Here is a 23,978-nt window from a genome sequence, read left to right as displayed (position 1 = left end):
AATTTGATGTTTTTTTGCTAAAAATAGTGTCAATTGATGATTGGACAGGCACGTGATCGGCTAAAACCGGCAGGCTGCGACGGCACGTGAAATTTACTTACAAGATGAAAAATCACGTACTCATCGTGTTCAGGTAGTGGTGAAAAACGCTGCAATCGGAGGATGATAAGTATGCAAAGAACTGGGTCAGGGATTATATGAACGAACAATATTCGGCAATGCGAAGTAATGTCAGTATGCTCGGCAAACTGCTAGGCGATACCATTAAAGAAGCGCTGGGCGAGCATATTCTCGATCGCGTTGAAACTATCCGTAAGCTTTCCAAATCTTCACGTGCCGGTAACGAGGCGCATCGTCAGGAGCTGCTCTCTACGCTGCAGAACCTGTCTAACGATGAGCTGCTGCCCGTTGCCCGCGCCTTCAGCCAATTCCTCAACCTGACCAACGTTGCCGAGCAATACCACAGCATCTCGCCGCACGGCGAAGCGGCCAGCAACCCGGAAGCCTTGGCGCAGTTGTTTACCAAGCTGAAAGACAACAAGCTGGATAACAAACAGCTGCAAAAAGCGGTGGACGATCTTTCCATCGAGCTGGTCCTGACCGCTCACCCAACGGAAATCACCCGCCGCACCCTGATCCACAAACTGGTTGAGGTGAACACCTGCCTGAGCCAGCTGGACCATAACGATCTGGCCGACTACGAGCGCAATAAAATCATGCGCCGTCTGCGCCAGTTGGTCGCGCAATCCTGGCATACCGACGAGATCCGCAAGAATCGCCCATCCCCGGTTGATGAAGCCAAATGGGGCTTTGCCGTGGTGGAAAACAGCCTGTGGGAAGGCGTACCGGCTTTCCTGCGCGAGTTCAACGAACAGCTGGAAAACTCTATCGATTACCGCCTGCCGGTAGAAGCCGTGCCTATCCGCTTCACCTCCTGGATGGGTGGCGACCGCGACGGCAACCCGAACGTGACCGCCGAAATCACCCGTCACGTGCTGTTGCTGAGCCGCTGGAAGGCCTGCGATCTGTTCACCCGTGATATTCAGGTGCTGGTTTCCGAACTGTCGATGACCGAATGTACCCCGGAACTGCGGGAATTGGCCGGTGGTGACGAAGTACAAGAACCTTATCGCGAATTGATGAAGCAACTGCGCAGCCAGTTGATGAGCTCCCAGGCCTACCTTGAAGGCCGCCTGAAGGGTGAACGCGTGCTGCGTCCGCACGATCTGCTGGAACATAACGAACAGCTGTGGGAACCGCTGTATGCCTGCTACCAATCTTTGGTGGCCTGTGGCATGAGCATTATCGCCAACGGCCAACTGCTGGACACGCTGCGCCGCGTGCGCTGCTTTGGCGTGCCGCTGGTGCGTATCGACGTGCGCCAGGAAAGCACCCGCCATACCGAAGCCATTGCCGAACTGACCCGCTATCTGGGCCTGGGGGATTATGAGAGCTGGTCAGAAGCTGACAAACAGGCATTCCTGATCCGTGAGCTGAACTCCAAGCGTCCGCTGGTACCACTGAAGTGGGAGCCGAGTGCAGACACTCAGGAAGTGCTGGAAACCTGCAAGGTAGTCGCCGAAGCGCCACAAGGCTCGATCGCCGCCTACGTCATTTCCATGGCACGTACCCCGTCCGACGTCTTGGCCGTGCACCTGTTGTTAAAGGAGACTGGTTGCCCATTCGCGCTACCGGTGGCCCCGCTGTTCGAAACCCTCGACGATCTGAACAACGCCGAAGACGTGATGACCCAGTTGCTGAACATCGACTGGTATCGCGGTTTTATTCAGGGCAAACAGATGGTCATGATCGGCTATTCCGACTCGGCAAAAGATGCTGGCGTGATGGCGGCCTCCTGGGCGCAATACCGTGCACAGGACGCACTGATCAAAACCTGTGAGAAGGCCGGAGTAGCGCTGACGCTGTTCCATGGCCGTGGTGGTTCCATTGGCCGTGGTGGCGCACCTGCGCACGCCGCTCTGCTGTCCCAACCGCCGGGCAGCCTGAAAGGTGGCCTGCGCGTGACCGAACAGGGCGAGATGATCCGCTTTAAATTCGGTCTGCCAGAAGTCACCATCAGCAGCCTGGCGCTGTACGCCGGTGCGGTGTTGGAAGCCAACCTGTTGCCACCGCCGGAGCCTAAGCCAGAATGGCGCACGCTGATGGATGAACTGTCCGAAACCTCGTGCAACATGTATCGCGGTTACGTGCGTGAAAACCCTGAGTTTGTGCCTTACTTCCGCGCCGCTACGCCAGAGCAGGAACTGGGGAAACTGCCATTGGGTTCACGCCCGGCCAAACGCCGCCCGAACGGCGGTGTTGAAAGCCTGCGTGCCATTCCGTGGATCTTCGCCTGGACGCAGAACCGCCTGATGCTGCCAGCCTGGCTGGGTGCCGGTGCTGGCCTGCAGGAAGCGGTGAAGGCTGGCAAGCAGGACCAGTTGGAAGCCATGTGCCACAACTGGCCGTTCTTCTCTACCCGTATCGCAATGCTGGAGATGGTATACGCCAAAGCCGACCTGTGGCTGGCGGAATACTACGATCAGCGTCTGGTAGACAAGTCCCTGTGGCCGCTCGGCCAACAGTTGCGTGATCAATTGGCCAGCGATATCAAGGCGGTGCTGACCATTGCCAACGACGACCATCTGATGGAAGACCTGCCGTGGATCGCTGAATCTATCGCGTTGCGCAACGTCTACACCGACCCGCTAAACGTGTTGCAGGCCGAGCTGCTGCACCGTTCGCGCCAGCAGGAGCATCCGGATGCCCGCGTTGAGCAGGCGCTGATGGTCACTATTGCTGGCGTGGCGGCCGGGATGCGCAACACCGGCTAATATTGCTTCATCTTTGCAGCAAGCACCGATGCGATCGGCGTCGGTGCTTATTCTCGCCCTCGATTATCCCCGTTCCTAATCTGCAGATTTTGTCCCAGCTGTCACTCACTGCGGGTTATCAAGACTGTTATTGCTGACTCTCATTCTGAGTCCATGTTCTGCTTGGCCACACCTTTTGTGTTGATTATACGAAGAATTCCGTCAGGATAACCGGTACTATTCGTTACTGGTAATAGCCAAAGACCTTACCTTCTTGAAAATACCTTCACAGCAAGATATTTATCATGAAGATTGATAATGACAGGGAAAGTAAATGGATGTAGCACTAATAATCAGCTTGGCAGTACTCGTCGTGGCCGGTTACGCCATTGCCAAGAATTACGACACCAAGCTGGTATTGTTTAGCTCAGGGATCGTACTCATGTTGGCGGCAGCCACCTTGGGCTTGCCGATTTTGAGCGCCGGAACGGGGACGGGCACCGTCTGGTTGGATCCGTTGAAACAAATCGAGCTGGATTTCATCAAGCAGTTTAGCCGGGCAGGCATCATCATCATGGTGCTGTTCGGCTTTTCCGCTTATATGTCGCACATTGGCGCAAACGATGTCGCGGTTAAAATCATGTCAAAACCCATCGCGAAGATCCGCTCCCCCTATATTCTGGTACCGATCGTGTTCTGGATAGGGTCACTGCTGTCGTTGATTATTCCCAGCGCCGCCTCCCTCGCCGTGATTTTAATGGCTACGCTTTATCCCATTCTGCGCGTAGCAAACATGTCCTCACTCAGCGCCGCCGGGGTCATTGCCACCACTGCCACCATCGTACCCACACCGCTGGGTGGCGATAATGTGGTCGCAGCCAAAATCCTGGGTTTCGAACACGTGGTGGACTACGTCACTATGCACCATGCCGTTATCTCACTGCCAGTGCTGGTCATTATCGGCATCGCGCACTATTTCTGGCAAAAGTACATGGATAAGCGCCAGGGTGCCGCCGCGTTTACCGACGTCGATGAGAGTAAATTGGCCACCAACAGCCTGCTCCCTCCGGCTTACTACGCCATATTCCCGCTGATCCCGTTATTCCTGATCGTGGTATTTGGCCTGTTCTTCCGCCAGATTAAAATCGGCCTGGTGGAAATTACCCTGTTCTCGTTTGCCCTGGCCTTTATTGTGGAACTGATCCGCAAGGGCGACCTGCGCGAGCAAATGAAAAACTCGTCGCTGTTCTTTACCGGCATGGGGCAAGGCTTCTCGCAGGTGGTGGTGTTGATCGTGGCTGCCAGCACCCTGGTGGCCGGGTTGACCGTCATCGGGGCCATCGGCACCGTGGCCTCGCTGGTTAAAGAGGTCAACAACGCCGGGATCGGCCTGATGTTTATCTTCTCTGGCCTGACCGCGCTGATCACGCTGATCAGCGGTAGCGGTAATGCGGTGTTCTACTCCTTTATCGAGCTCATTCCTTCGATAGCCACTCAGGCTCACGTCGATCCGGTGATGATTGCCCTGCCGATGCAACTGACCTCAAACCTTATCCGTGCGGTGTCGCCAGTCTCTGCGGTGGTGATCATCGTGGCATCAGTAGTCAAAGTCAGCCCGATTGAGGTGGTCAAAAGAACCTCGGTGCCGTTGCTGATCGGGTTTATCGCCACCCTGATTTTCACGCTGATCCGCTATTCGTTCTGAGGAGATGCAAATGAGTACTATCAGCTATTTTGACCATCAGCACTAACTCTGTATGGGAGATATTATGTCCTCTAGCTCTGCACCTATTGCCATGATCCTGGATACCGATCCCGGTATTGATGACGCCGTCGCGCTGGTTGCCGCGCTGTTTCATCCCAAAATCGACCTGCGCCTGGTAAGTACGGTCGCTGGCAACGTTAGCGTGGATAAAACCACCAACAATGCGCTACGCCTACTGCATTTCCTGGGCGCATCAACGCCCGTAGCTCGCGGGGCAGCAGCTCCGCTGGTACGTAAACTGGAGGATGCCAGCCATATTCACGGCAACTCCGGCCTGGATGGATACGAGTTTGAAAAGCCGACACGGCAGATCGTTGACGGTCATGCCGTTGAAGTGATGCGTGACCTGCTACTGGCCAGCAAGGATCCGATAGTCTTGGTGCCGATTGGCCCGTTAACCAACATTGCCCTGTTGCTCACGCTCTACCCGGAATGTAAACCATCCATCGCGCGGATCGTCATGATGGGAGGCTCCGCCAGCCGTGGCAACCACACACCAAACGCGGAGTTCAATATCTACGTGGATCCCGAGGCCGCCAGCATGGTGTTTGCCAGCGGTATCCCGATTGTCATGTGCGGGCTGGACGTCACCAACCGGGCTACGCTCACTGCCGAGATGATCGCCAGCTTACCGACGCTGAACCGCACCGGGGCCATGCTGCATAGCCTGTTCCAACACTATCGGGGTGGGAGTATGAGCCGTGGGCTGAAAATGCATGATCTATGCGCTCTGGCCTATCTGGCAAAACCCGAGTTGTTTACCACTCAGGCCTGCCATGTGGCGGTAGAGACGCAAGGTGAGCTGACCAGAGGAACGACCTGCGTCGATCTGGCCAATCGTTTGAAACTGCCAGCCAATGCCGAGGTCTGTCTGGAAATCGATGTCGAAGGATTCCGGCAGTGGTTCGTGGAGATGCTCACGCACCCGGCCGTTCCTTGATAATGGCGCGGTTGCCGCAACGGCAACCGCTATCTATCAGCCAACTACCGCAGCGGGGCGCACGCCCAGGGTATGACAGATGGCGTAACTCATTTCCGCACGGTTGAGCGTATAGAAGTGGAAATCTTTGACCCCTTCGCGGCTAAGGATCTTCACCATATCCATGGCAATATTGGCGCCGACCATCTTGCGGGTTTCCGCATCGTCATCCAGCCCGGCAAACATGCTGGTCATCCAGCTTGGCACCCGCACGTTGGTCATGGTGGCAAAACGCTGGAGCTGCTTGAAGTTGGACACTGGCAGAATGCCCGGCACGATTTCTACATCGATGCCAGCAGTCACACAGCGGTCACGAAAACGCAGATAGCTTTCTACGTCGAAAAAGAACTGGGTGATGGCACGGTTGGCACCGGCATCGATTTTACGTTTCAGGTTGATCAGGTCTGACTGGGCGCTTTTCGCTTCCGGATGCACTTCCGGGTAGGCCGCAACAGAAATATCAAAGTCGCCCACGTCTTTGAGCAGCGTGACCAGATCGGTCGCATACATTTCTGGCTTGCCACCGCCCGGTGGTAAATCGCCACGCAGCGCAACGATATGGCGGATACCGCTGTTCCAGTAATCAGTAGCGATCTCACGCAGCTGCGCCGGGCTGGCATCAATACAGGTCAGGTGAGGCGCAGCTTCCAGACCAGTGCGCTCTTTGATCCCCTTGATGATGCTGTGGGTACGGTCGCGCTCACCCGAGTTGGCTCCGTAGGTCACAGAAACAAACTTGGGTTTGAGGCTGCTCAGGCGATCGATCGACTGCCACAAGGTATCTTCCATCTCGCTGGTGCGCGGCGGGAAGAACTCGAACGACACGTTAATCTGGCCGTTTAACTCTGCCAGACTCTGATTCAGCGCTTCCCGCTGGTTTGCGTGATAAAAACTCATACCCTGTCCGCCTCTTATCGATCACTGTTTTGCTTCGTTATAATAAGCGTCTATACGTTTAGACGTCTAGATAGAAAATGCCGGATGTTGCCTGAAGAGTCAACAGGAAAGTGAGGGAGATACGATGATTAATCCTCACGCAAGATGAGAGAATTTCAAGTTGAAGGATTGAGCGGGGGCAGCGCAGTGCTACCCCCGAGGCTAAGACGAGGATTTAAAGCAGTTGTGCCAAGCGGTTAAGGTCGGATTGGATGGCTCCAGCCGTCACGTCGCGACCGGCCCCTGGCCCACGGATCACCAGCGGGTTGTCGCGGTACCAGCGGCTCTCGATGGCGAACACGTTGTCGCAGGGCAGCAGCGAAGCCAGCGGGTGTTCTGGCCGCACGGCCTCAACGCCAACGCGCGCTTTGCCATTGGCATCGAAACGCGCCACGTGGCGCAGCACCAGGCCCATTTCGTTGGCCGCTTCGAAACGCTGTAGCATTTGCTGATTCAGCGCATCGCCGTTCTCGAAGAACTGGTCGATGGACCCTTGCTCCGCGCCGGCAGGCACCAGCGACTCCACACGCACCTGGTTAGGTTCAATGTCATAACCCGCCTCACGCGCCAGGATCACCAGCTTACGCATCACGTCTTGTCCTGACAGGTCAACACGCGGATCCGGTTCCGTCAGCCCCTGCTGCCAAGCCTGATCCACCAGATCGGTGAACGGCACCGTGCCGTCAAACTGCAGAAACAGCCAGGAAAGCGTGCCGGAGAAGATGCCGCTGATCGCCAGGATGCTGTCCCCGCTGTCGCGCAGATCGCGCACGGTATGGTTCACCGGTAATCCAGCCCCCACGGTGGCGTTATACAGCCAGTGGCGGCCCGTTTTGGCAAACGCATCGCGGATCTGGCGGTAATTGGCGCTGCACGAGGCCCCCGCCAGCTTGTTGGCGCTGATCACATGGAAGCCATAGCTGGCAAAGTCCAGATATTGCTCCGCCAACTCCCCGCTGGCGGTGACGTCGAGCACCACCAGATCGTCGAACGGGTGCGCCCGCATCCACAGGAACAGCGACTCTTCGTCCAGTTCCTGGGCTTCATCTTCAAAGAACGCCAGCGCGCGGCTGGCATCCAATCCGTCATAATCGAGCAGGCTGCGACGGCTATCCACCACCCCTGCCAGGCTAAACTCAAAGCCGCTGCGCGCAGAGATATTCTTCTGTTCACGAGCAAACAGCTCCAGCCAACGCGAACCGATATTGCCTTTGCCAAACAGCACCAGGCCAATACGCTTTTCCGCGCGGAACAGCGTTTGGTGCAGGCCCTGGATCAGCAGACCGGTCGGCCCCTGACGCAGAACGGCCACCAGGCTGATACCATCCTCGGCCTGCCAGATGAACTCCACCGGCTGGTCCTTCAACTGCTGATAGAAACGATGGCTATGCAGCGGATTTTTGCACACGCCTGCGCCCACCAACGCTACCAGCGCCAACCCTTCACGCAGTTGCAGTTCACCCGGTAATCCGGCCTCCTGCAAAATGCGCAGCACGCTGCCCACCACTTCCGAGGTGTAGCACAGCTGGATCAGGTTTCGGTCAGGATGAACCCCTACGGCCAACGGTTTGATCTGTGCGCGCTTGAGCACCAGATCCAACTCTTTCTGCGCCAGCTTGAAGTCATGCTGCGGCGCAACGCTGAGTTCGATCAGGCAGACATCATCGTGGCTGGTGACAATTTTGGCACCGGTGCCGGAAGCCAGCACACGCTCGATACGGGTCGACCCCTGCTCCGGCTGATAGCTGCAACGCAGTTGCAGATCGATATCGCTGCCAGACACCGGCTGCAAGGTTCGGGTATGTAGCACCGGAGCCGCCAGGCGGGCCAGCTCGCTGGCCTCATCCAGACGCAACAGCGGCAGCAGGCAGGCATCTTTCACTTTGCGCGGATCGGCGCTGTAAACCCCGGCCACGTCGCTCCAGATGGTGACTCGCTCCACTCCGGCCAACGCGCCAACCTGCGTGGCAGAATAGTCACTGCCGTTGCGCCCCAGCAGCACGGTTTCACCGCTGTCATTACGCGAAATAAAGCCGGTTACTACCAGACGTTTGCCGGGATGTTGAGCCAGCAGTTGCTGCAATAACGGATAGGAACGGCCTTCGTCAACCTGCGGTTGTGCCGCACGTTCGGCACGCAGAAAATCACGTGCGTCCAGCCATGCCGCCTGCATGTCCTGCTTGTTCAGCACCGCAGCCATCAGGCGGGCTGACCAGATTTCACCGTGCCCCACCACTTCGGCATACACCGCATCATCAACCTTGCCGTCCAGCAGGATTGCCAGGCGCTCAAGATCGTGGATAAATTCGGCAATCAGCGGTTCCGCCGTTTCCGCCGGCAACAACCCGCCGATCAGCTCACTATGGTAACGGCGCAGCGTTTGCTGCACCTGATGCGCGGAAAGGCGATCGCTCTGGCTGAGCTTCAGCCAACTGATCAATTGGTTGGTGGTGCTACCCGCCGCCGACACCACCATCATGTCACCCGGCTGGCTGTATTCGGCCATGATCCCGGCCACCCGCAGATAACACTTCACATCTGCCAGGCTGCTGCCGCCAAATTTGTGCAGTTGACGCCCGCTAACCGGCCCTGCTACCGCAATTGCATTCATGACTTACCTCGTAGCCGCCGCCTGGAAGGCTTGTTCCAGATCGGCAATCAAATCTTCGCTGTCTTCAATCCCCACGGAAACACGCAGCAGGCTTTCGGAAATCCCCGCTGCGGCACGCGCTTCTGGCGCCATACCGGCGTGAGTCATGGTTGCCGCATGTGAGATCAGGCTTTCTACGCCACCCAGGGATTCCGCCAGCGTAAACAGCTCCAGAGCAGACAGGAAACGGCGCAGCAGCGCTTCATCCCCATCCAGTTCAAAGCTGAGCATGGCACCGAACCCACGTTGCTGACGGCACGCAATCTCATGGCCAGGGTTTTCTGGCAAGGAAGGATGATACAGCTTTTTGACCAAGGGTTGCTGCTGTAAATAGCCGACAATCGCCTCGGCATTATGTTGTGCAGCCTTGATACGCGGCGACAGGGTACGCATCCCCCGCAATAACAAATAGCTATCGAATGCCGCGCCGGTGACGCCGATATTGTTGGCCCACCAGGCCAGCTCGACCGCCAGATCTTTATCTTTAGCAATCACCGCGCCCGCAACCACGTCGGAGTGGCCGTTGAGGTATTTGGTACAAGAGTGGACGACCAGATCGGCACCCAGTTCGATCGGCTGTTGCAGCGCCGGGCTGAGGAAGGTGTTGTCTACCACGGTCAGCGCACCGGCTTCGTGGGCAGCTTTACAGATGGCCGCGATATCCACCACGCGTAATAGCGGGTTGCTTGGGCTTTCGATCAGCACCAACTTCGGTTTTTGCGCCAACGCATCGCGCAATGCGGCTTCATTTCCTTGATCGACAAACAGCACCCGATACGCCCCGCGTTTGCTCAGGCTATCGAACAGGCGGTAGCTGCCGCCGTAGCAATCATGGGGGGCCACCAGCAGATCGCCCGGCTTGAGAAATACCGTGGTCACCAGATGGATCGCCGACATCCCGCTCCCGGTCATCACCGCCCCCGCACCTCCTTCCAACTCTGCCAGCGCACGCTGCACGACATCACGCGTAGGGTTACCACGGCGTGAGTAATCATGAGCTCGGGGCTGGTTGAAATCGGTGAAGTTATAGGTGCTGGAAAGATGGATCGGCGGAACGACGCAGCCGTACTGTTCGTCATCATTCAGACCGCTACGTACGGCAATCGTGGCTGGTTTACGCGTCATAGGGTGGCTCGGCTCTCGGAAAGTGGGGGAATGAGGCTTAAAGATTAACCGCAGCGGATATAGACGTCAATACATCTGGACATCTAAACTTCTTTGCGTATAGATTGAGCAAAGGGACAATACCCGCTAAAATTATGGCGGTTTGTAATATTGATAAGATGTCAGCCCAACAATGCATAGGCATAGCCTATTAAATCATCAGATTCAGTGACCCTTATCGCGTAAAGTAGACATTTATTTAGTGAGCACAGTGAAGATCGGGCATAATTGGCCGGTTTTTAGAATTTTGTATTTTTCAGACAATTTTAAGGTGTCCCATGGCTGAGTGGAACGGCGAGTATGTCAGCCCTTACGCTGAACACGGTAAAAAGAGCGAGCAAGTCAAAAAAATCACGGTATCCATTCCGCTGAAGGTGCTGAAAATCCTGACGGATGAACGGACTCGTCGCCAGGTAAACAACCTGCGCCACGCCACCAACAGCGAACTGCTGTGTGAAGCATTCCTGCACGCCTTTACCGGCCAGCCGCTGCCGAACGATGAAGACCTGCGCAAAGAACGCAGCGATGAAATCCCGGAAGCCGCGAAAGTACTGATGCGAGAATTGGGTGTCGACCCTGATACCTGGGAATATTGATCCTGCCTGCACCGAAGGCAAAAACGAAAAAAGGCGCCCGAAGGCGCCTTTTTCATCTGACGATAAGAAAACTTATTTCTTAACACCTGGCACGCTGAAACGCTTGTTGAAGCGGTCAACGCGGCCACCGGTAGCAACATCACGCTGCTTGCCAGTGTAGAACGGGTGGCATTCGCCACAAACGTCCAGGTTCAGATCGTGACCCACGGTAGAGCGGATTTTGATCACGTTACCGCAAGAGCAGTTTGCAGTAACTTCGTCGTATTTAGGGTGAATACCTTTTTTCATGGGAGAACCTCAGTTAAGGCCGTGTCGCTATCCAGCCCTGTTCCGCCAGACACCACACGTGGTTGATAATAGGTTTTGATATGGGATTATACCAAAGGCGGCAAATTATACAGAATAAAATGTAGCGCGCAATCGGATCCGTACATTTGCCAGCCTACCGTGTAAACTAGCCAACACTTTTTTCTACCTGGACAGCCACATGCCTGTTGTACACGTTGCTCTACCGGTTCCCCTTGCCCGCACCTTCGATTATCTGCTGCCCGCAGGCCTGCAGCCGGTCATCGGCGCGCGCGTCAGTGTGCCTTGGGGAAAGCAACGGGCGATAGGCATCATCACCGGCAGCAGCGAGAGCAGTGAAGTGCCGCTGGAAAAGCTCAAGCCCATCGATGGCCTGCTGGATAACAACTCGCTGTTCACCACCAGCCTGTGGCGCATCCTGCTGTGGGCCAGCGAATACTACCATTACCCGATCGGTGAAGTGTTGTTCCATGCGCTGCCCATTCTGCTGCGTCAGGGTAAGCCCGCAGAAGCCGCCCCGCTGTGGCAATGGTTTGCTACCGAGCAGGGGCGCGCAACCCCGCCGGAAAGCCTAAAGCGTGCGCCAAAGCAGCAACAGGCACTGGCGGCACTGCTGCAACGCCCGGTGTATCGCCATCAGGTCAGCGAATTGGAGCTGACGGAAAGCGCGCTCCAGGCGCTACGGGCCAAAGGCCTGATCGACCTGCGTTCGCAAACTGTGGCAACGCAGGATTGGCGGCCAGGCTTTGCCGTGCTCGGCGAACGGTTGCGGCTCAATACCGAGCAGGCCACCGCCGTGGGCGCTATCCGCAGTGAAGACGATCAGTTTGCCGCCTGGCTGCTGGCCGGCGTCACCGGCTCCGGCAAAACCGAGGTTTACCTCAGCGTGCTAGAAAATATCCTGGCGAAAGGTAAGCAGGCGCTGGTGTTGGTGCCGGAGATCGGCCTCACCCCGCAGACCATCGCTCGCTTTCGTGAACGCTTCAACGCACCGGTAGAAGTCCTGCACTCCGGCCTGAACGACAGCGAACGGCTGGCCGTTTGGCTACGCGCGCGCAGCGGTGAAGCCGCCATTGTGATTGGCACCCGTTCGGCGTTGTTCACCCCCTTCTCACGCCTTGGGGTGATCATCATCGACGAAGAACACGACAGCTCCTATAAACAGCAGGAAGGCTGGCGCTATCACGCTCGCGATCTGGCGGTGTTCCGCGCTCACGCCGAAAACATCCCGCTGGTGATGGGCTCTGCAACACCGGCGCTGGAAACGCTGCACAACGTGCAGTTAGGCAAATACCGCCAGCTCAAACTGACGCAGCGGGCGGGCAACGCCAAACCGGCCAATCAGCATCTGATCGATTTGAAAGGCCTGCCGCTGAAGGTCGGGCTCTCTCAGCCTCTGCTGAAAAGCATGCAGCACCACCTCAAGAACGGCAATCAGGTGATCCTGTTCCTTAACCGCCGTGGCTATGCCCCCGCGCTGCTGTGCCATGAGTGCGGTTGGATCGCCGAATGCCAGCGCTGCGACCATTACTACACGTTCCACCAGCATCAACGCCAGCTGCGCTGCCACCACTGCGACAGCCAGCGCCCGGTGCCACATCAGTGCCCGCAGTGCGGTACCACCAACCTGGTTTCCGTCGGCGTCGGTACTGAACAGTTGGAGAACGAACTGGCTCCCCTGTTCCCGGAAACCGCCATTACCCGTATCGATCGCGATACCACCAGCCGCAAGGGATCGCTGGAACAGCATCTGGCCGATATTCACCGTGGCGGCCCACGTATTCTGATCGGCACACAAATGCTGGCCAAAGGCCACCACTTCCCAGATGTCACCTTGGTAGCGTTGCTCGACGTGGACGGCGCGCTATTCTCCGCCGATTTCCGTTCTGCCGAGCGGTTTGCCCAGCTCTATACTCAGGTTTCAGGCCGTGCCGGGCGGGCGGGCAAGCAGGGCGAGGTGCTGCTGCAAACCCATCACCCGGAGCACCCGCTACTGCAAATCCTATTGCAACAGGGCTACGACGCCTTTGCCAAGCAAACCCTGGCCGAGCGTAACAGCGTCTTCCTGCCGCCCTACACCAGCCACATCATCGTGCGTTCGGAAGATCACGATAATCAGCAGGCACCGTTGTTCTTACAGCAGCTACGCAATCTGTTGGAAGCCAGCCCGCTGAAGGATGATTCGCTGTGGGTAATGGGCCCGGTTCCGGCCCTGCAACCCAAACGCGGGGGTCGCTTCCGCTGGCAACTGTTGTTGCAGCACCCGTCCAGAAAGCTGTTACAGCACCTGATAAAAAGCACGTTGCCATTGATTGGCACCCTGCCACAGGCACGTAAAGTCAAATGGACGTTAGACGTTGATCCCATTGACAGTTGATTAAGAAAACTCTTAATTCCACGGTTAAAAGCAAACGTTTACACCACAATTTGCGAGCGAACACGAAAAAACCTTCCTGCGTCACACTTTTCATGCAAATTAGGTAACAAAAGCGGCCCGTAATCTGTTTAGAATGTCGGTGAAGGCATTTTTTCAGCCAGGCAATGGAATGCTTGAATGTGGATGACGCTAAAAATAACACCACCACCACTGCATGCCAGAATTTGTGAGCAAACTGAAGTAACCGCGTTAGCTGGGTGCTGACGCAAGGAGAAAGGCGTTGGAACACAAGCAAGAATTACCCATGGCGACCATGAAAGACGTTGCCGAAATGGCCGGCGTTTCCACGGCAACCGTGTCGCGTGCGCTGATGAATCCGGAAAAGGTGTCAACGCCAACGCGCCAGAAAGTAGAACAGGCCGTGCTGGCCGTGGGTTACTCCCCTCATGCCCTGACACGCAATATCAAGCGCAATGAATCCCGCACTATCCTGGTGATCGTCCCGGACATCTGCGATCCGTTTTTTGCCGACGTGATCCAGGGGATCGAACAAACGGCAGCGCAGCAGGGTTACCTGGTGCTGATCGGCGACTGTGCGCAGCAGAACCAACAGGAACGCACCTTCGTTAACCTGATCATCACCAAACAAATCGATGGCATGCTGCTGCTCGGCTCCAACCTGCCTTTCGACGCCAGCAAGGAAGAGCAGCGCAACCTGCCGCCAATGGTGATGGCCAACGAGTTTGCACCGGAGCTGGAACTGCCAACGGTGCATATCGACAATCTGACCGCCGCGTTTGAAGCCGTACATTATCTGCATCAGCTTGGCCATAAACAGATCGCCTGTATCGCCGGGCCAGAACAGATGCCGCTGAGCCATTATCGGTTGCAAGGCTACATTCAGGCGCTACGCCGTAATGGCATTACCGTCGAAAGCAGCTATATTACCCGGGGTGACTTCACCTACGAAGCCGGTGCGCAGGCAATAGCCTCACTGATGGCGCTGCCAAAACCGCCAACGGCGGTCTTTTGTCACAGCGACGTCATGGCGATCGGCGTATTGTCCCAGGCAAAAAAACTGGGTTTGCGGGTACCGCAGGATCTGTCGATTGTCGGCTTTGACGATATCAAGCTGGCGCAGTATTGCGATCCACCGCTGACCACCGTGGCACAGCCCCGCTTCCAGATTGGTCAGCAGGCAATGTTGCTGCTGCTGGAACAGTTGCATGGGCAAACCGTGAACAGCGGTTCCCGGTTACTGGACAGTGAATTGATCATCAGAGGCAGCACCGCGGCCCCTAAACGCTAGTCAAATATTTTTGGGTTAAGTAACATGGCAGACCCAGCGCCGGCCAAACCGGCGTAATGATCATTGTTGTGGTCATTTTGCCAGAACCGCTCCCCGGAGCCTGCCTACACCTACAGGGCAGTAAGCTGAGGCAAAATGGCCGATAAAATAGCTAGAGGATAGGTTTTAACCTCATCACGACACAGCGGAATTATAGTGGCACAGAGAGACTATGTAGGCCGCGGGCGCTCAGGAGCAGCGCGGCGCAAGACCCCCAGCCGTAAAAAACGCAGTTCTCCAAAGGTATCCAAAACCGTGGTGGCGCTTGCCGTCGCCATTCTGGTTGTCTTTATCGGTGGTCTTTATTTCATTACCCACAACAAACCGGATGAAACGCCGATGTTGCCTACGCATGGCACACGCCCGGGCAACGGTCTGCCACCGAAGCCGGAAGAGCGTTGGCGTTACATCAAAGAACTGGAGAACCGCCAGATCGGCGTCAAGACACCTACCGAGCCAACCGCCGGGGGAGAGGTCAACTCCAAAACGCAGTTGACCGACGAACAGCGCCAATTGCTGGAGCAGATGCAGGCCGATATGCAGCAGCGCCCAACGCAACTGTCTGAGGTGCCTTACAACGATCCTTCACAGCTGCGTAACGGTGGGCGGCCACAACAGGTACAACAGCCGGTACAGCAGCAGATAGCGCCACCGGTACAGCAACAGCAGACCACTCAGCCTCGCAACCCGTTCAACAACGGCGCAGCACCTGCGCAGCAGCAACCGGTACAACAGCCGAAGCCGCAGGTACAGCAACCAAAACCACAGGCCGTGACTCCGCCAGTGCAGACCCGTCAGCCAGAAGTGAAACAAGAAGTAAAAACGGAAGCGGCCAAGCCGGAAACCAAACCGGAGTCGAAGCAGAAGTGGATGGTGCAATGTGGTTCGTTCCGCACAGCCGATCAGGCCGAGTCGGTACGGGCACAGCTGGCGTTTGAAGGGGTTGAAAGCCGGGTCACCGCAGGCGGTGGCTGGAATCGTGTGATGCTCGGCCCATACAGCAGCCGCGCCGCCGCAGACAAAACCCTGTCACGCCTGAAAGGCATTGGCATGTCAAGTTGCATTCCCCTCTCCGTCGGGGGTTGAAAAGCGTCAATCTCCCCCCATCTATAGTCTCAATATGCCTCGTAGTCTCTGCCAACGCAGAGGCTGCGGGGACTTCTTTCCGTCCGCAACGAGGGTCTGCTCGTGACAACAATTGTAAGCGTACGCCGCAACGGCCAGGTAGTGATCGGTGGCGATGGCCAGGCCACACTGGGCAACACGGTAATGAAGGGCAACGTCAAAAAAGTCCGTCGCCTGTATAACGACAAAGTGATTGCCGGTTTCGCCGGGGGTACCGCTGATGCTTTCACCCTGTTCGAACTGTTCGAGCGCAAGCTGGAGATGCACCAGGGCCATCTGGTAAAAGCGGCCGTTGAGCTGGCAAAAGACTGGCGTACCGACCGCATGCTGCGCAAGCTGGAAGCCCTGCTGGCGGTAGCCGATGAGAATGCCTCGCTGATCATCACCGGTAACGGTGACGTGATCCAGCCAGAAAATGATTTGATTGCGATCGGCTCCGGTGGCCCTTATGCCCAGTCGGCCGCACGCGCGCTGTTGGAAAATACCGAAATGAGCGCCCGCGAAATCGTGGAGAAATCCCTGACCATCGCTGGCGACATCTGTATTTACACCAACCATTGTCACACCATTGAAGAATTGCCTTCCAAAGCGTAAGGATCGAATACCATGTCTGAAATGACCCCGCGCGAGATCGTCAGCGAACTGGACAGCTACATCATTGGCCAAAACAAAGCCAAACGTGCCGTCGCCATTGCCCTGCGCAACCGCTGGCGCCGGATGCAGCTCAACGAGATGCTGCGTCACGAAGTGACCCCAAAAAATATTCTGATGATCGGCCCAACTGGCGTCGGTAAAACCGAGATTGCCCGTCGTCTGGCTAAACTGGCCAACGCACCCTTCATCAAGGTAGAAGCCACCAAGTTCACCGAAGTGGGCTATGTGGGTAAGGAAGTGGACTCTATCATCCGCGATCTGACCGATGCTGCCGTGAAAATGGTGCGTCTGCAATCGATCGAGAAAAACCGCACCCGTGCGGAAGAGATGGCAGAAGAACGCATTCTCGACGTGCTGATCCCGCCGGCCAAAAACAACTGGGGCCAGGCCGAAGAGCAGAATGAACCCTCTGCCGCTCGCCAGGCATTCCGCAAGAAACTGCGTGAAGGTCAGCTGGACGATAAAGAAATCGAAATCGATCTGGCTTCGGCCCCGATGGGCGTGGAAATCATGGCTCCTCCGGGTATGGAAGAGATGACCAACCAGCTGCAATCGATGTTCCAGAACCTCGGTGGGCAGAAGCAGAAACCGCGTAAAGTGAAGATCAAGGAAGCCTTCAAGCTGCTGATCGAAGAAGAAGCGGCCAAGCTGGTAAACCCGGAAGAGCTGAAAGAGCAGGCGGTGGAAGCCGTTGAGCAGCACGGTATCGTGTTTATCGATGAGATCGACAAAATCTGTAAGCGCAGTGGCCAGAGCTCCGGCCCGGACGTGTCCCGCGAGGGCGTCCAGCGCGACCTGCTACCGTTGGTGGAAGGCTGTACGGTATCAACCAAGCACGGCATGGTGAAAACCGATCACATTCTGTTTATCGCCTCCGGCGCGTTCCAGACCGCCAGCCCTTCCGACCTGATCCCGGAACTGCAAGGCCGTCTGCCAATCCGCGTTGAGCTGCAAGCGCTGACCACGGAAGATTTTGAACGTATCCTGACCGAGCCAAGCGCGTCGCTTACCGAGCAGTACAAAGCGTTGATGGCCACCGAAGGCGTCACCATCGATTTCACCGCTGACGGTATCCGCCGCATCGCTGAAGCCGCCTGGCAGGTTAACGAAAGCACCGAAAACATCGGCGCACGTCGTTTGCACACCGTGCTGGAGCGTCTGATGGAAGATATTTCGTACGATGCGAGTGAAATTGGCGGCCAATCCATTACAATTGACGCCGAATACGTGCGCAATCATCTGGATGAACTGGTAGCGGATGAAGATCTGAGTCGTTTTATCCTATAATCGCTCTATCACTGTCCTGTCAGTTATCTTTGTGGGAGGCATTGCCTCCCACATTTATTTTTAACGGACACCGTCTTTTGACTTACTGAAGCGAAATATGAGCTCATCAACCACCACCACCCCGGCCAGAGCCTGGCTGGAAAGTTTACGACCACGAACCCTGCCATTGGCCTTTGCCTCCATCGTTGTCGGTTCCGCGATCGCCGCCTGGCAGGGCAGCCTGAAGCCCGGCGTGGCGCTGTTGGCTCTGCTGACCGCAGGTCTGCTGCAGATCCTCTCCAACCTGGCCAACGATTACGGTGATGCGGTAAAAGGCAGCGATAAAGAAGACCGTATCGGTCCGTTGCGCGGCATGCAAAAGGGCATGATCACCCAAAGCCAGATGAAACGGGCCTTGATGCTGACAGTAGTGCTGATCGCCATTTCCGGTTGCTGGCTAATCGCCGTCGCCTGTGAAAAACCCAGCGATGTGGTGGGCTTCCTGGTGCTGGGCGGGCTAGCGATTATCGCAGCCATTACCTACACCGTTGGCACCAAACCTTACGGTTATCTGGGACTGGGCGATATTTCGGTATTGGTATTTTTCGGCTGGCTCAGCGTGGCAGGCACTTACTATCTACAGACTCACACTTTCGATAGCGTCGTGATGTTGCCAGCCACCGCCTGTGGTCTGCTCGCAGCGGCGGTGTTGAACATCAATAATCTGCGCGATATCGAAAGTGACCGCGCTAACGGCAAAAATACCCTGGCCGTCCGCCTTGGCCCACAGAATGCGCGCTATTACCACGCAACGCTGCTGATTGCCGCCGTGGTCTGCTTTGCCCTGTTTACCCTGCTTAACCTGCACAGCCTATGGGGCTGGCTGTTTGTGCTGGCAATCCCGTTTCTGTATCGCCACGGTATGCGTGTCTTACGTGACCCTACGGCCGTCGGTATGCGTCCGATGCTGGAACATATGGTCAAGGCCGCCTTGCTCGCCAACGTGCTGTTTGCGATTGGCGTGGTGCTCAGTTAGCTGAGACTTGCGTACCAGAACGCATCCTGGCACTGATGATTTTGCCAACGGGGCGAATAAAGGGATATACTGGTTATTCCAGCGGCAAACAGACGTAAAATCCTATGAAATACGATACTTCCGAACTTTGCGATATCTATCAGGAAGAGGTCAACGTAGTTGAGCCTCTGTTCTCCAACTTTGGCGGGCGTACTTCATTTGGCGGGCAAATCACTACGGTGAAATGCTTCGAGGATAACGGCCTGCTGTTTGAACTGCTCGAAGAAAACGGCCGTGGCCGCGTGTTAGTGATCGACGGCGGCGGCTCTGTACGCCGTGCCCTGATCGACGCGGAGCTGGCCCGTCTGGCGACTCAGAACGAATGGGAAGGCATCGTGGTTTACGGTGCGGTGCGCCAGGTGGACGATCTGGAAGAACTGGACATCGGCATTCAGGCGATGGCAGCGATCCCGGTAGGTGCCACCAGCGAAGCGATAGGCGAAAGTGATATCCGCGTGAATTTTGGCGGTGTGACCTTCTTCTCTGGCGATCATCTGTATGCCGACAACACCGGCATCATCCTTTCTGAAGATCCGCTCGATATCGAGTAACCGCAGAAAATGACAAAGGGCGCCTGAGGCGCCCTTTTCGTTGGTGCTAATGGATCAGACTTCTTCCATTTTACCCAGCAATGCGCGCAGGCGATCTTGCCACACGTGCTGCTCTTCTTTCAGCTGCTGGTTTTCACGCACCAGTGACTCGTGGTTACCCGCAGCGCTCTGAACTTCCTGAGACAGGGAATTGTTTTTCTCTTTCAGCTCTTCAATTTCCATCTGCAACAGCGTGATGGTATCGATCGCCTGCTGAACTTTTGCTTCCAGTTTTTCAAATACTTCAAATGACATTCTTCAGTCCCCTCATGATAGCAAGGCGTACATCCATAAGTAGCGCCGCAACCTTAGCTGCAGCGACTGCGAATATGCTCGCGTAACCAACAGGCCCAGCGCCTGTTTCGATAAAACCTTTCCCGCAATAAAAACGATTGTAAGTAGCCAGCCCCCCAGTGTCTAGCAACATACCGACCCAACGCGCACTCTGTTGCAATTTTCCTACCCTGGCTATCGGTCAAAGCTGAAAGTCACCGCTGCCAAACGGCAGGGTTGTTAACAAATAGAGACAAAATAACTGGTCAGATCACCGTTTTATGGCGCAGAAAGAACACCGAACAACGCGAATTCGCTCAATTTTATGACGAAGTACACACATTTTGATTTCGCTATTTCTCGTTTATGCTCGTTAACGATAAATTTACATCACATCCTCAACCGATAAGAGGACGTGAAGAAAAACTCTGTAGCTCAAGGCCAAAACGCCAACGCGCCAAGCCTAGATAACCTATAACCGTCGTCTGCAGGACAATAATATTATGAGCCAAACCATCAGTCCGACCTTAAAAGGCCAGTGCATCGCTGAATTCCTCGGCACCGGTCTGTTGATTTTCTTTGGTGTAGGCTGTGTTGCAGCGCTGAAACTGGCAGGTGCCAGCTTCGGCCAATGGGAAATCAGCATCATTTGGGGCCTGGGGGTGGCGATGGCCATCTATCTGACCGCCGCCATTTCCGGTGCTCACCTGAACCCGGCCGTCACGCTCGCGCTGTGGCTGTTCGCCTGCTTTGATGGACGCAAAGTACTCCCTTACATCGTTGCGCAGATTGCGGGGGCCTTTTGCGCGGCAGCACTGGTCTACGGGCTGTATTACAGCCTGTTCTTCGATTTTGAAGCCGCCCACCAGATGGTGCGTGGCAGCAACGAAAGCCTCGAATTGGCCGGCATTTTCTCGACGTATCCCAACGCACATATCTCCGTCGGCCAGGCCTTCCTGGTAGAAACCGTGATCACCGCCATCCTGATGTGCCTGATCCTGGCACTGACAGACGACGGCAACGGCATTCCACGCGGCCCGCTGGCACCGCTGTTGATCGGTATTCTGATTGCCGTTATCGGTGCCTCTATGGGACCATTAACCGGCTTTGCACTGAACCCGGCGCGTGACTTTGGCCCGAAAGTGTTCGCCTATCTGGCAGGCTGGGGCAACGTGGCCTTCACCGGCGCTCGCGACATCCCTTATTTCCTGGTGCCTATCTTCGGCCCTATCGTCGGTGCAGGTTTGGGCGCCTTTGGTTATCGCGCGCTGATCGGTCGCCATCTGCCTTGTGACGTTTGCTTCGAGGAAGAGCAACCCGCCCCTAAACCAGAACAACGTAAAGCGTGATTGGCACGGCTTTAAACGGTTAACCACAGTAGGACTCAAAATTATGACAACCGAAAAAAAATACATTGTCGCCCTCGACCAGGGAACCACCAGTTCACGTGCCGTAGTGCTCGATCACGATGCCAATATTGTTGCGGTTTCACAGCGTGAATTTACGCAGATCTACCCGAAGGCCGGCTGGGTAGAGCACGACCCGATGGAAATCTGGTCCTCACAAAGTTCCACCTTGGTCGAAGTGCTGGCCAAGGCCGATATCAGTTCTGACCAAATCGCCGGGATCGGCATTACCAACCAGCGTGAAACCACCATCGTCTGGGAAAAAGAGACCGGGAAGCCGATTTATAACGCGATCGTCTGGCAGTGCCGTCGCACCGCCGACATCTGTGAAAAACTCAAGCGTGATGGCCTGGAAGAGTATATCCGCCACAATACCGGCCTGGTGGTTGACCCTTACTTCTCGGGCACCAAGGTCAAATGGATCCTCGACCACGTCGAAGGCGCGCGCGAACGTGCCAAGCGCGGTGAACTGCTGTTTGGTACCGTCGACACCTGGCTGGTGTGGAAGATGACCCAAGGGCGGGTTCACGTGACCGACTACACCAACGCCTCGCGTACCATGATGTTCAACATCCATGAGCTGGACTGGGACGATCGTATGCTGGAAGCGCTGGACATCCCACGCGCCATGCTGCCAGCAGTCCGCCCTTCTTCCGAAGTGTATGGCCAGACCAACATCGGGGGTAAAGGCGGGACGCGTATTCCTATCGCCGGGATCGCCGGTGACCAGCAGGCGGCGCTGTATGGCCAACTCTGCGTTCAGCCGGGGATGGCGAAAAACACCTACGGCACCGGCTGCTTCCTGTTGATGAATACTGGCAAAGAGGCAGTACGCTCCAGCCACGGCCTGCTGACTACCATCGCCTGCGGCCCACGCGGGGAAGTGAACTATGCGCTGGAAGGTGCGGTGTTTATTGGTGGGGCCTCTATCCAGTGGCTGCGCGACGAGCTGAAACTGATCAGCGATGCCGCCGACTCCGAATACTTCGCCACCAAGGTCAAAGACAGCAATGGCGTCTACGTAGTGCCCGCCTTTACTGGCCTGGGTGCCCCCTACTGGGACCCGTATGCCCGTGGCGCCATCTTCGGCCTGACCCGCGGCGTCAACAGCAACCACATCATCCGCGCCACGCTGGAGTCTATCGCCTACCAGACCCGCGACGTGCTGGATGCTATGCAGGCCGATGCCAATACCCGTCTGCAATCGCTGCGTGTGGACGGTGGTGCGGTAGCCAACAACTTCCTGATGCAGTTCCAGTCCGATATCCTCGGCACCCGTGTTGAGCGTCCTGAGGTGCGTGAAGTGACGGCGTTGGGCGCGGCCTATCTGGCCGGGCTGGCGATTGGCTACTGGAGCGATCTGGATGAAGTGAAGAGCAAAGCCAACATTGAGCGTGAATTCCGTCCGGGTATCGAAACTACCGAGCGTAATTTCCGTTACAGCGGCTGGAAAAAGGCCGTGGCTCGTGCGCAAGCCTGGGAAGATCACGACTGATTCGTTTTACCCTGCAACAGCGCTGCCTTCGGGCAGCGTTTTTTTTGCCTCGCCCTGCCGCCTCCCCCCTGTGGTAAACTTTGCCGATATTTTCTTCCCTTTTCTCACTGACAGGTTTGCCATGAAACGTGAATTAGCCATCGAATTTTCCCGCGTTACCGAAGCCGCCGCACTTGCGGGTTATAAATGGTTGGGGCGTGGTGACAAAAACGCCGCCGACGGTGCCGCCGTCAATGCCATGCGCATTATGCTCAACAGAGTGGATATCGATGGCCGGATCGTGATCGGTGAAGGTGAGATTGATGAAGCCCCGATGCTGTATATCGGCGAAAACGTCGGCACCGGGCTGGGCGACGCGGTGGATATCGCCGTCGATCCCATCGAAGGTACGCGCATGACCGCAATGGGCCAATCCAATGCGCTGGCTGTCCTGGCGGTAGGCGATCGCGGCACCTTCCTGCACGCTCCTGATATGTACATGGAAAAACTGGTCGTCGGCCCACAGGCGCGTGGGGTGATCGATCTCAACTTGCCGCTAGCCACCAACCTGAACAACATCGCTGCCTGCCTGGGCAAACCACTGACGGAGCTGACAGTGATCACGTTGGCTAAACCGCGCCACGATGCGGTGATCGCAGAAATGCAGCGGCTCGGGGTGAGGGTTTTCGCTATTCCCGACGGTGATGTCGCCGCATCCATCCTGACCTGTATGCCGGAAAGCGAAGTGGATGTGATGTACGGAATCGGTGGCGCACCGGAAGGCGTGATTTCCGCTGCGGTGATCCGTGCGTTGGATGGCGATATGCAAGCCCGCCTGCTGGCTCGTCATCAGGTCAAAGGGGATAACGAAGATAATCACCGTATTGGCGAGCAGGAGCTGGCCCGCTGTAAAGAAATGGGCATCGAAGCCGGTAAGGTGTTGGTGCTGGATGAAATGGCGCGCAACGATAACGTGATCTTTGCCGCAACCGGCATCACCAAGGGCGATCTGCTGGAGGGCATCAGCCGCAAAGGCAATATGGCCACCACCGAAACCCTGTTAATCCGGGGCAAATCGCGCACGATTCGCCGCATCCGTTCGACCCACTATCTGGATCGCAAAGACGCAGCACTGCACGAATTCCTGCTTTAACGCTTAGGGGCGCAGAGCGCGCCCCGTT

The 23,978-nt window shown here is 56.3% G+C and carries 19 protein-coding genes; 14 read left to right on the top strand and 5 right to left on the bottom strand.

The features are described 5' to 3' along the window. Window positions 1-197 precede the first annotated feature (197 nt). The 3 genes from ppc (at window position 198) to rihC (ending at window position 5,518) form a co-directional block, all read left to right on the top strand. On the top strand, window positions 198-2,834 hold the full coding sequence (gene ppc, locus AC6HVW_RS23300) for a phosphoenolpyruvate carboxylase (protein ID WP_071683724.1): 2,637 nt from the start codon (window positions 198-200) through the stop codon (window positions 2,832-2,834). Between the two features lie 313 nt (window positions 2,835-3,147). After that, window positions 3,148-4,518, top strand: a complete 1,371-nt coding sequence (gene dcuC / locus AC6HVW_RS23295; protein ID WP_497569708.1) for a C4-dicarboxylate transporter DcuC — start codon at window positions 3,148-3,150, stop codon at window positions 4,516-4,518. Window positions 4,519-4,582: 64 nt separating this feature from the next. Next, window positions 4,583-5,518: a ribonucleoside hydrolase RihC gene (gene rihC, locus AC6HVW_RS23290; protein ID WP_071683725.1), complete on the top strand. Its 936-nt coding sequence runs from the start codon at window positions 4,583-4,585 to the stop codon at window positions 5,516-5,518. Window positions 5,519-5,554: 36 nt separating this feature from the next. Here the strand turns inward: rihC and metF are convergent, their stop codons facing one another. The 3 genes from metF to metB form a co-directional block, all read right to left on the bottom strand. Beyond that, window positions 5,555-6,454 (bottom strand): methylenetetrahydrofolate reductase, encoded by a 900-nt coding sequence (gene metF, locus AC6HVW_RS23285; RefSeq protein WP_021807217.1) that lies wholly within the window; start codon window positions 6,452-6,454, stop codon window positions 5,555-5,557. Window positions 6,455-6,668: 214 nt separating this feature from the next. Next, window positions 6,669-9,104 carry a bifunctional aspartate kinase/homoserine dehydrogenase II gene (locus tag AC6HVW_RS23280; RefSeq protein ID WP_021807218.1) on the bottom strand — a complete coding sequence of 812 codons (2,436 nt, stop codon included), beginning with the start codon at window positions 9,102-9,104 and terminating at the stop codon, window positions 6,669-6,671. A gap of 3 nt (window positions 9,105-9,107) precedes the next feature. Continuing rightward, window positions 9,108-10,268: a cystathionine gamma-synthase gene (gene metB / locus AC6HVW_RS23275; protein WP_021181896.1), complete on the bottom strand. Its 1,161-nt coding sequence runs from the start codon at window positions 10,266-10,268 to the stop codon at window positions 9,108-9,110. A 317-nt stretch (window positions 10,269-10,585) separates the two neighbouring features. Here metB and metJ point away from each other — a divergent pair, with 317 nt between their 5' ends. Then, complete coding sequence (metJ, locus tag AC6HVW_RS23270; RefSeq protein WP_006317756.1) at window positions 10,586-10,903, top strand: met regulon transcriptional regulator MetJ; 318 nt, start codon at window positions 10,586-10,588, stop codon at window positions 10,901-10,903. A 72-nt stretch (window positions 10,904-10,975) separates the two neighbouring features. On the opposite strand, the gene rpmE is transcribed toward metJ, so the two are convergent. Beyond that, the gene (gene rpmE, locus AC6HVW_RS23265) at window positions 10,976-11,191 is read right to left on the bottom strand and encodes a 50S ribosomal protein L31 (protein WP_024482871.1); all 216 of its coding nucleotides are present in this window, start codon (window positions 11,189-11,191) and stop codon (window positions 10,976-10,978) included. Window positions 11,192-11,390: 199 nt separating this feature from the next. On the opposite strand from rpmE, the gene priA reads away from it, so the two are divergent. The 7 genes from priA to rraA all read left to right on the top strand — a co-directional run bounded on the left by priA (window position 11,391) and on the right by rraA (window position 19,605). Further along, on the top strand, window positions 11,391-13,586 hold the full coding sequence (gene priA, locus AC6HVW_RS23260) for a primosomal protein N' (RefSeq protein WP_071683726.1): 2,196 nt from the start codon (window positions 11,391-11,393) through the stop codon (window positions 13,584-13,586). Window positions 13,587-13,866: 280 nt separating this feature from the next. Next, entirely contained in the window at window positions 13,867-14,895 is a 1,029-nt protein-coding gene (gene cytR / locus AC6HVW_RS23255; protein ID WP_021181893.1) for a DNA-binding transcriptional regulator CytR, read from the top strand. A gap of 195 nt (window positions 14,896-15,090) precedes the next feature. Further along, a complete protein-coding gene (gene ftsN, locus AC6HVW_RS23250; RefSeq protein WP_497569707.1) occupies window positions 15,091-16,020 on the top strand; it encodes a cell division protein FtsN in 930 nt (309 codons plus the stop codon). 102 nt (window positions 16,021-16,122) lie between these two features. After that, window positions 16,123-16,653 (top strand): ATP-dependent protease subunit HslV, encoded by a 531-nt coding sequence (gene hslV / locus AC6HVW_RS23245; protein WP_024482875.1) that lies wholly within the window; start codon window positions 16,123-16,125, stop codon window positions 16,651-16,653. Window positions 16,654-16,665: 12 nt separating this feature from the next. Further along, window positions 16,666-18,000 carry an ATP-dependent protease ATPase subunit HslU gene (gene hslU / locus AC6HVW_RS23240; protein ID WP_024482876.1) on the top strand — a complete coding sequence of 445 codons (1,335 nt, stop codon included), beginning with the start codon at window positions 16,666-16,668 and terminating at the stop codon, window positions 17,998-18,000. A gap of 97 nt (window positions 18,001-18,097) precedes the next feature. Next, window positions 18,098-19,015, top strand: a complete 918-nt coding sequence (locus AC6HVW_RS23235) for a 1,4-dihydroxy-2-naphthoate polyprenyltransferase (RefSeq protein ID WP_024482877.1) — start codon at window positions 18,098-18,100, stop codon at window positions 19,013-19,015. Window positions 19,016-19,119: 104 nt separating this feature from the next. Continuing rightward, on the top strand, window positions 19,120-19,605 hold the full coding sequence (rraA, locus tag AC6HVW_RS23230) for a ribonuclease E activity regulator RraA (RefSeq protein WP_021181888.1): 486 nt from the start codon (window positions 19,120-19,122) through the stop codon (window positions 19,603-19,605). A 54-nt stretch (window positions 19,606-19,659) separates the two neighbouring features. Here the strand turns inward: rraA and zapB are convergent, their stop codons facing one another. Next, window positions 19,660-19,899 (bottom strand): septal ring assembly protein ZapB, encoded by a 240-nt coding sequence (gene zapB / locus AC6HVW_RS23225; protein WP_021181887.1) that lies wholly within the window; start codon window positions 19,897-19,899, stop codon window positions 19,660-19,662. Between the two features lie 521 nt (window positions 19,900-20,420). Between zapB and AC6HVW_RS23220 the strand changes: the two genes are divergently transcribed. From AC6HVW_RS23220 to glpX, 3 genes are all read left to right on the top strand, one after another. After that, the gene (locus tag AC6HVW_RS23220; protein WP_059199388.1) at window positions 20,421-21,266 is read left to right on the top strand and encodes an MIP/aquaporin family protein; all 846 of its coding nucleotides are present in this window, start codon (window positions 20,421-20,423) and stop codon (window positions 21,264-21,266) included. 43 nt (window positions 21,267-21,309) lie between these two features. Further along, the gene (gene glpK, locus AC6HVW_RS23215; protein ID WP_021181885.1) at window positions 21,310-22,818 is read left to right on the top strand and encodes a glycerol kinase GlpK; all 1,509 of its coding nucleotides are present in this window, start codon (window positions 21,310-21,312) and stop codon (window positions 22,816-22,818) included. A 121-nt stretch (window positions 22,819-22,939) separates the two neighbouring features. Beyond that, entirely contained in the window at window positions 22,940-23,950 is a 1,011-nt protein-coding gene (gene glpX, locus AC6HVW_RS23210; RefSeq protein WP_497569706.1) for a class II fructose-bisphosphatase, read from the top strand. Window positions 23,951-23,978 lie beyond the last annotated feature (28 nt).

Source organism: Serratia sp. NCCP-200 (assembly GCF_059697885.1).
This window is presented reverse-complemented; position numbering and strand designations above follow the sequence as displayed.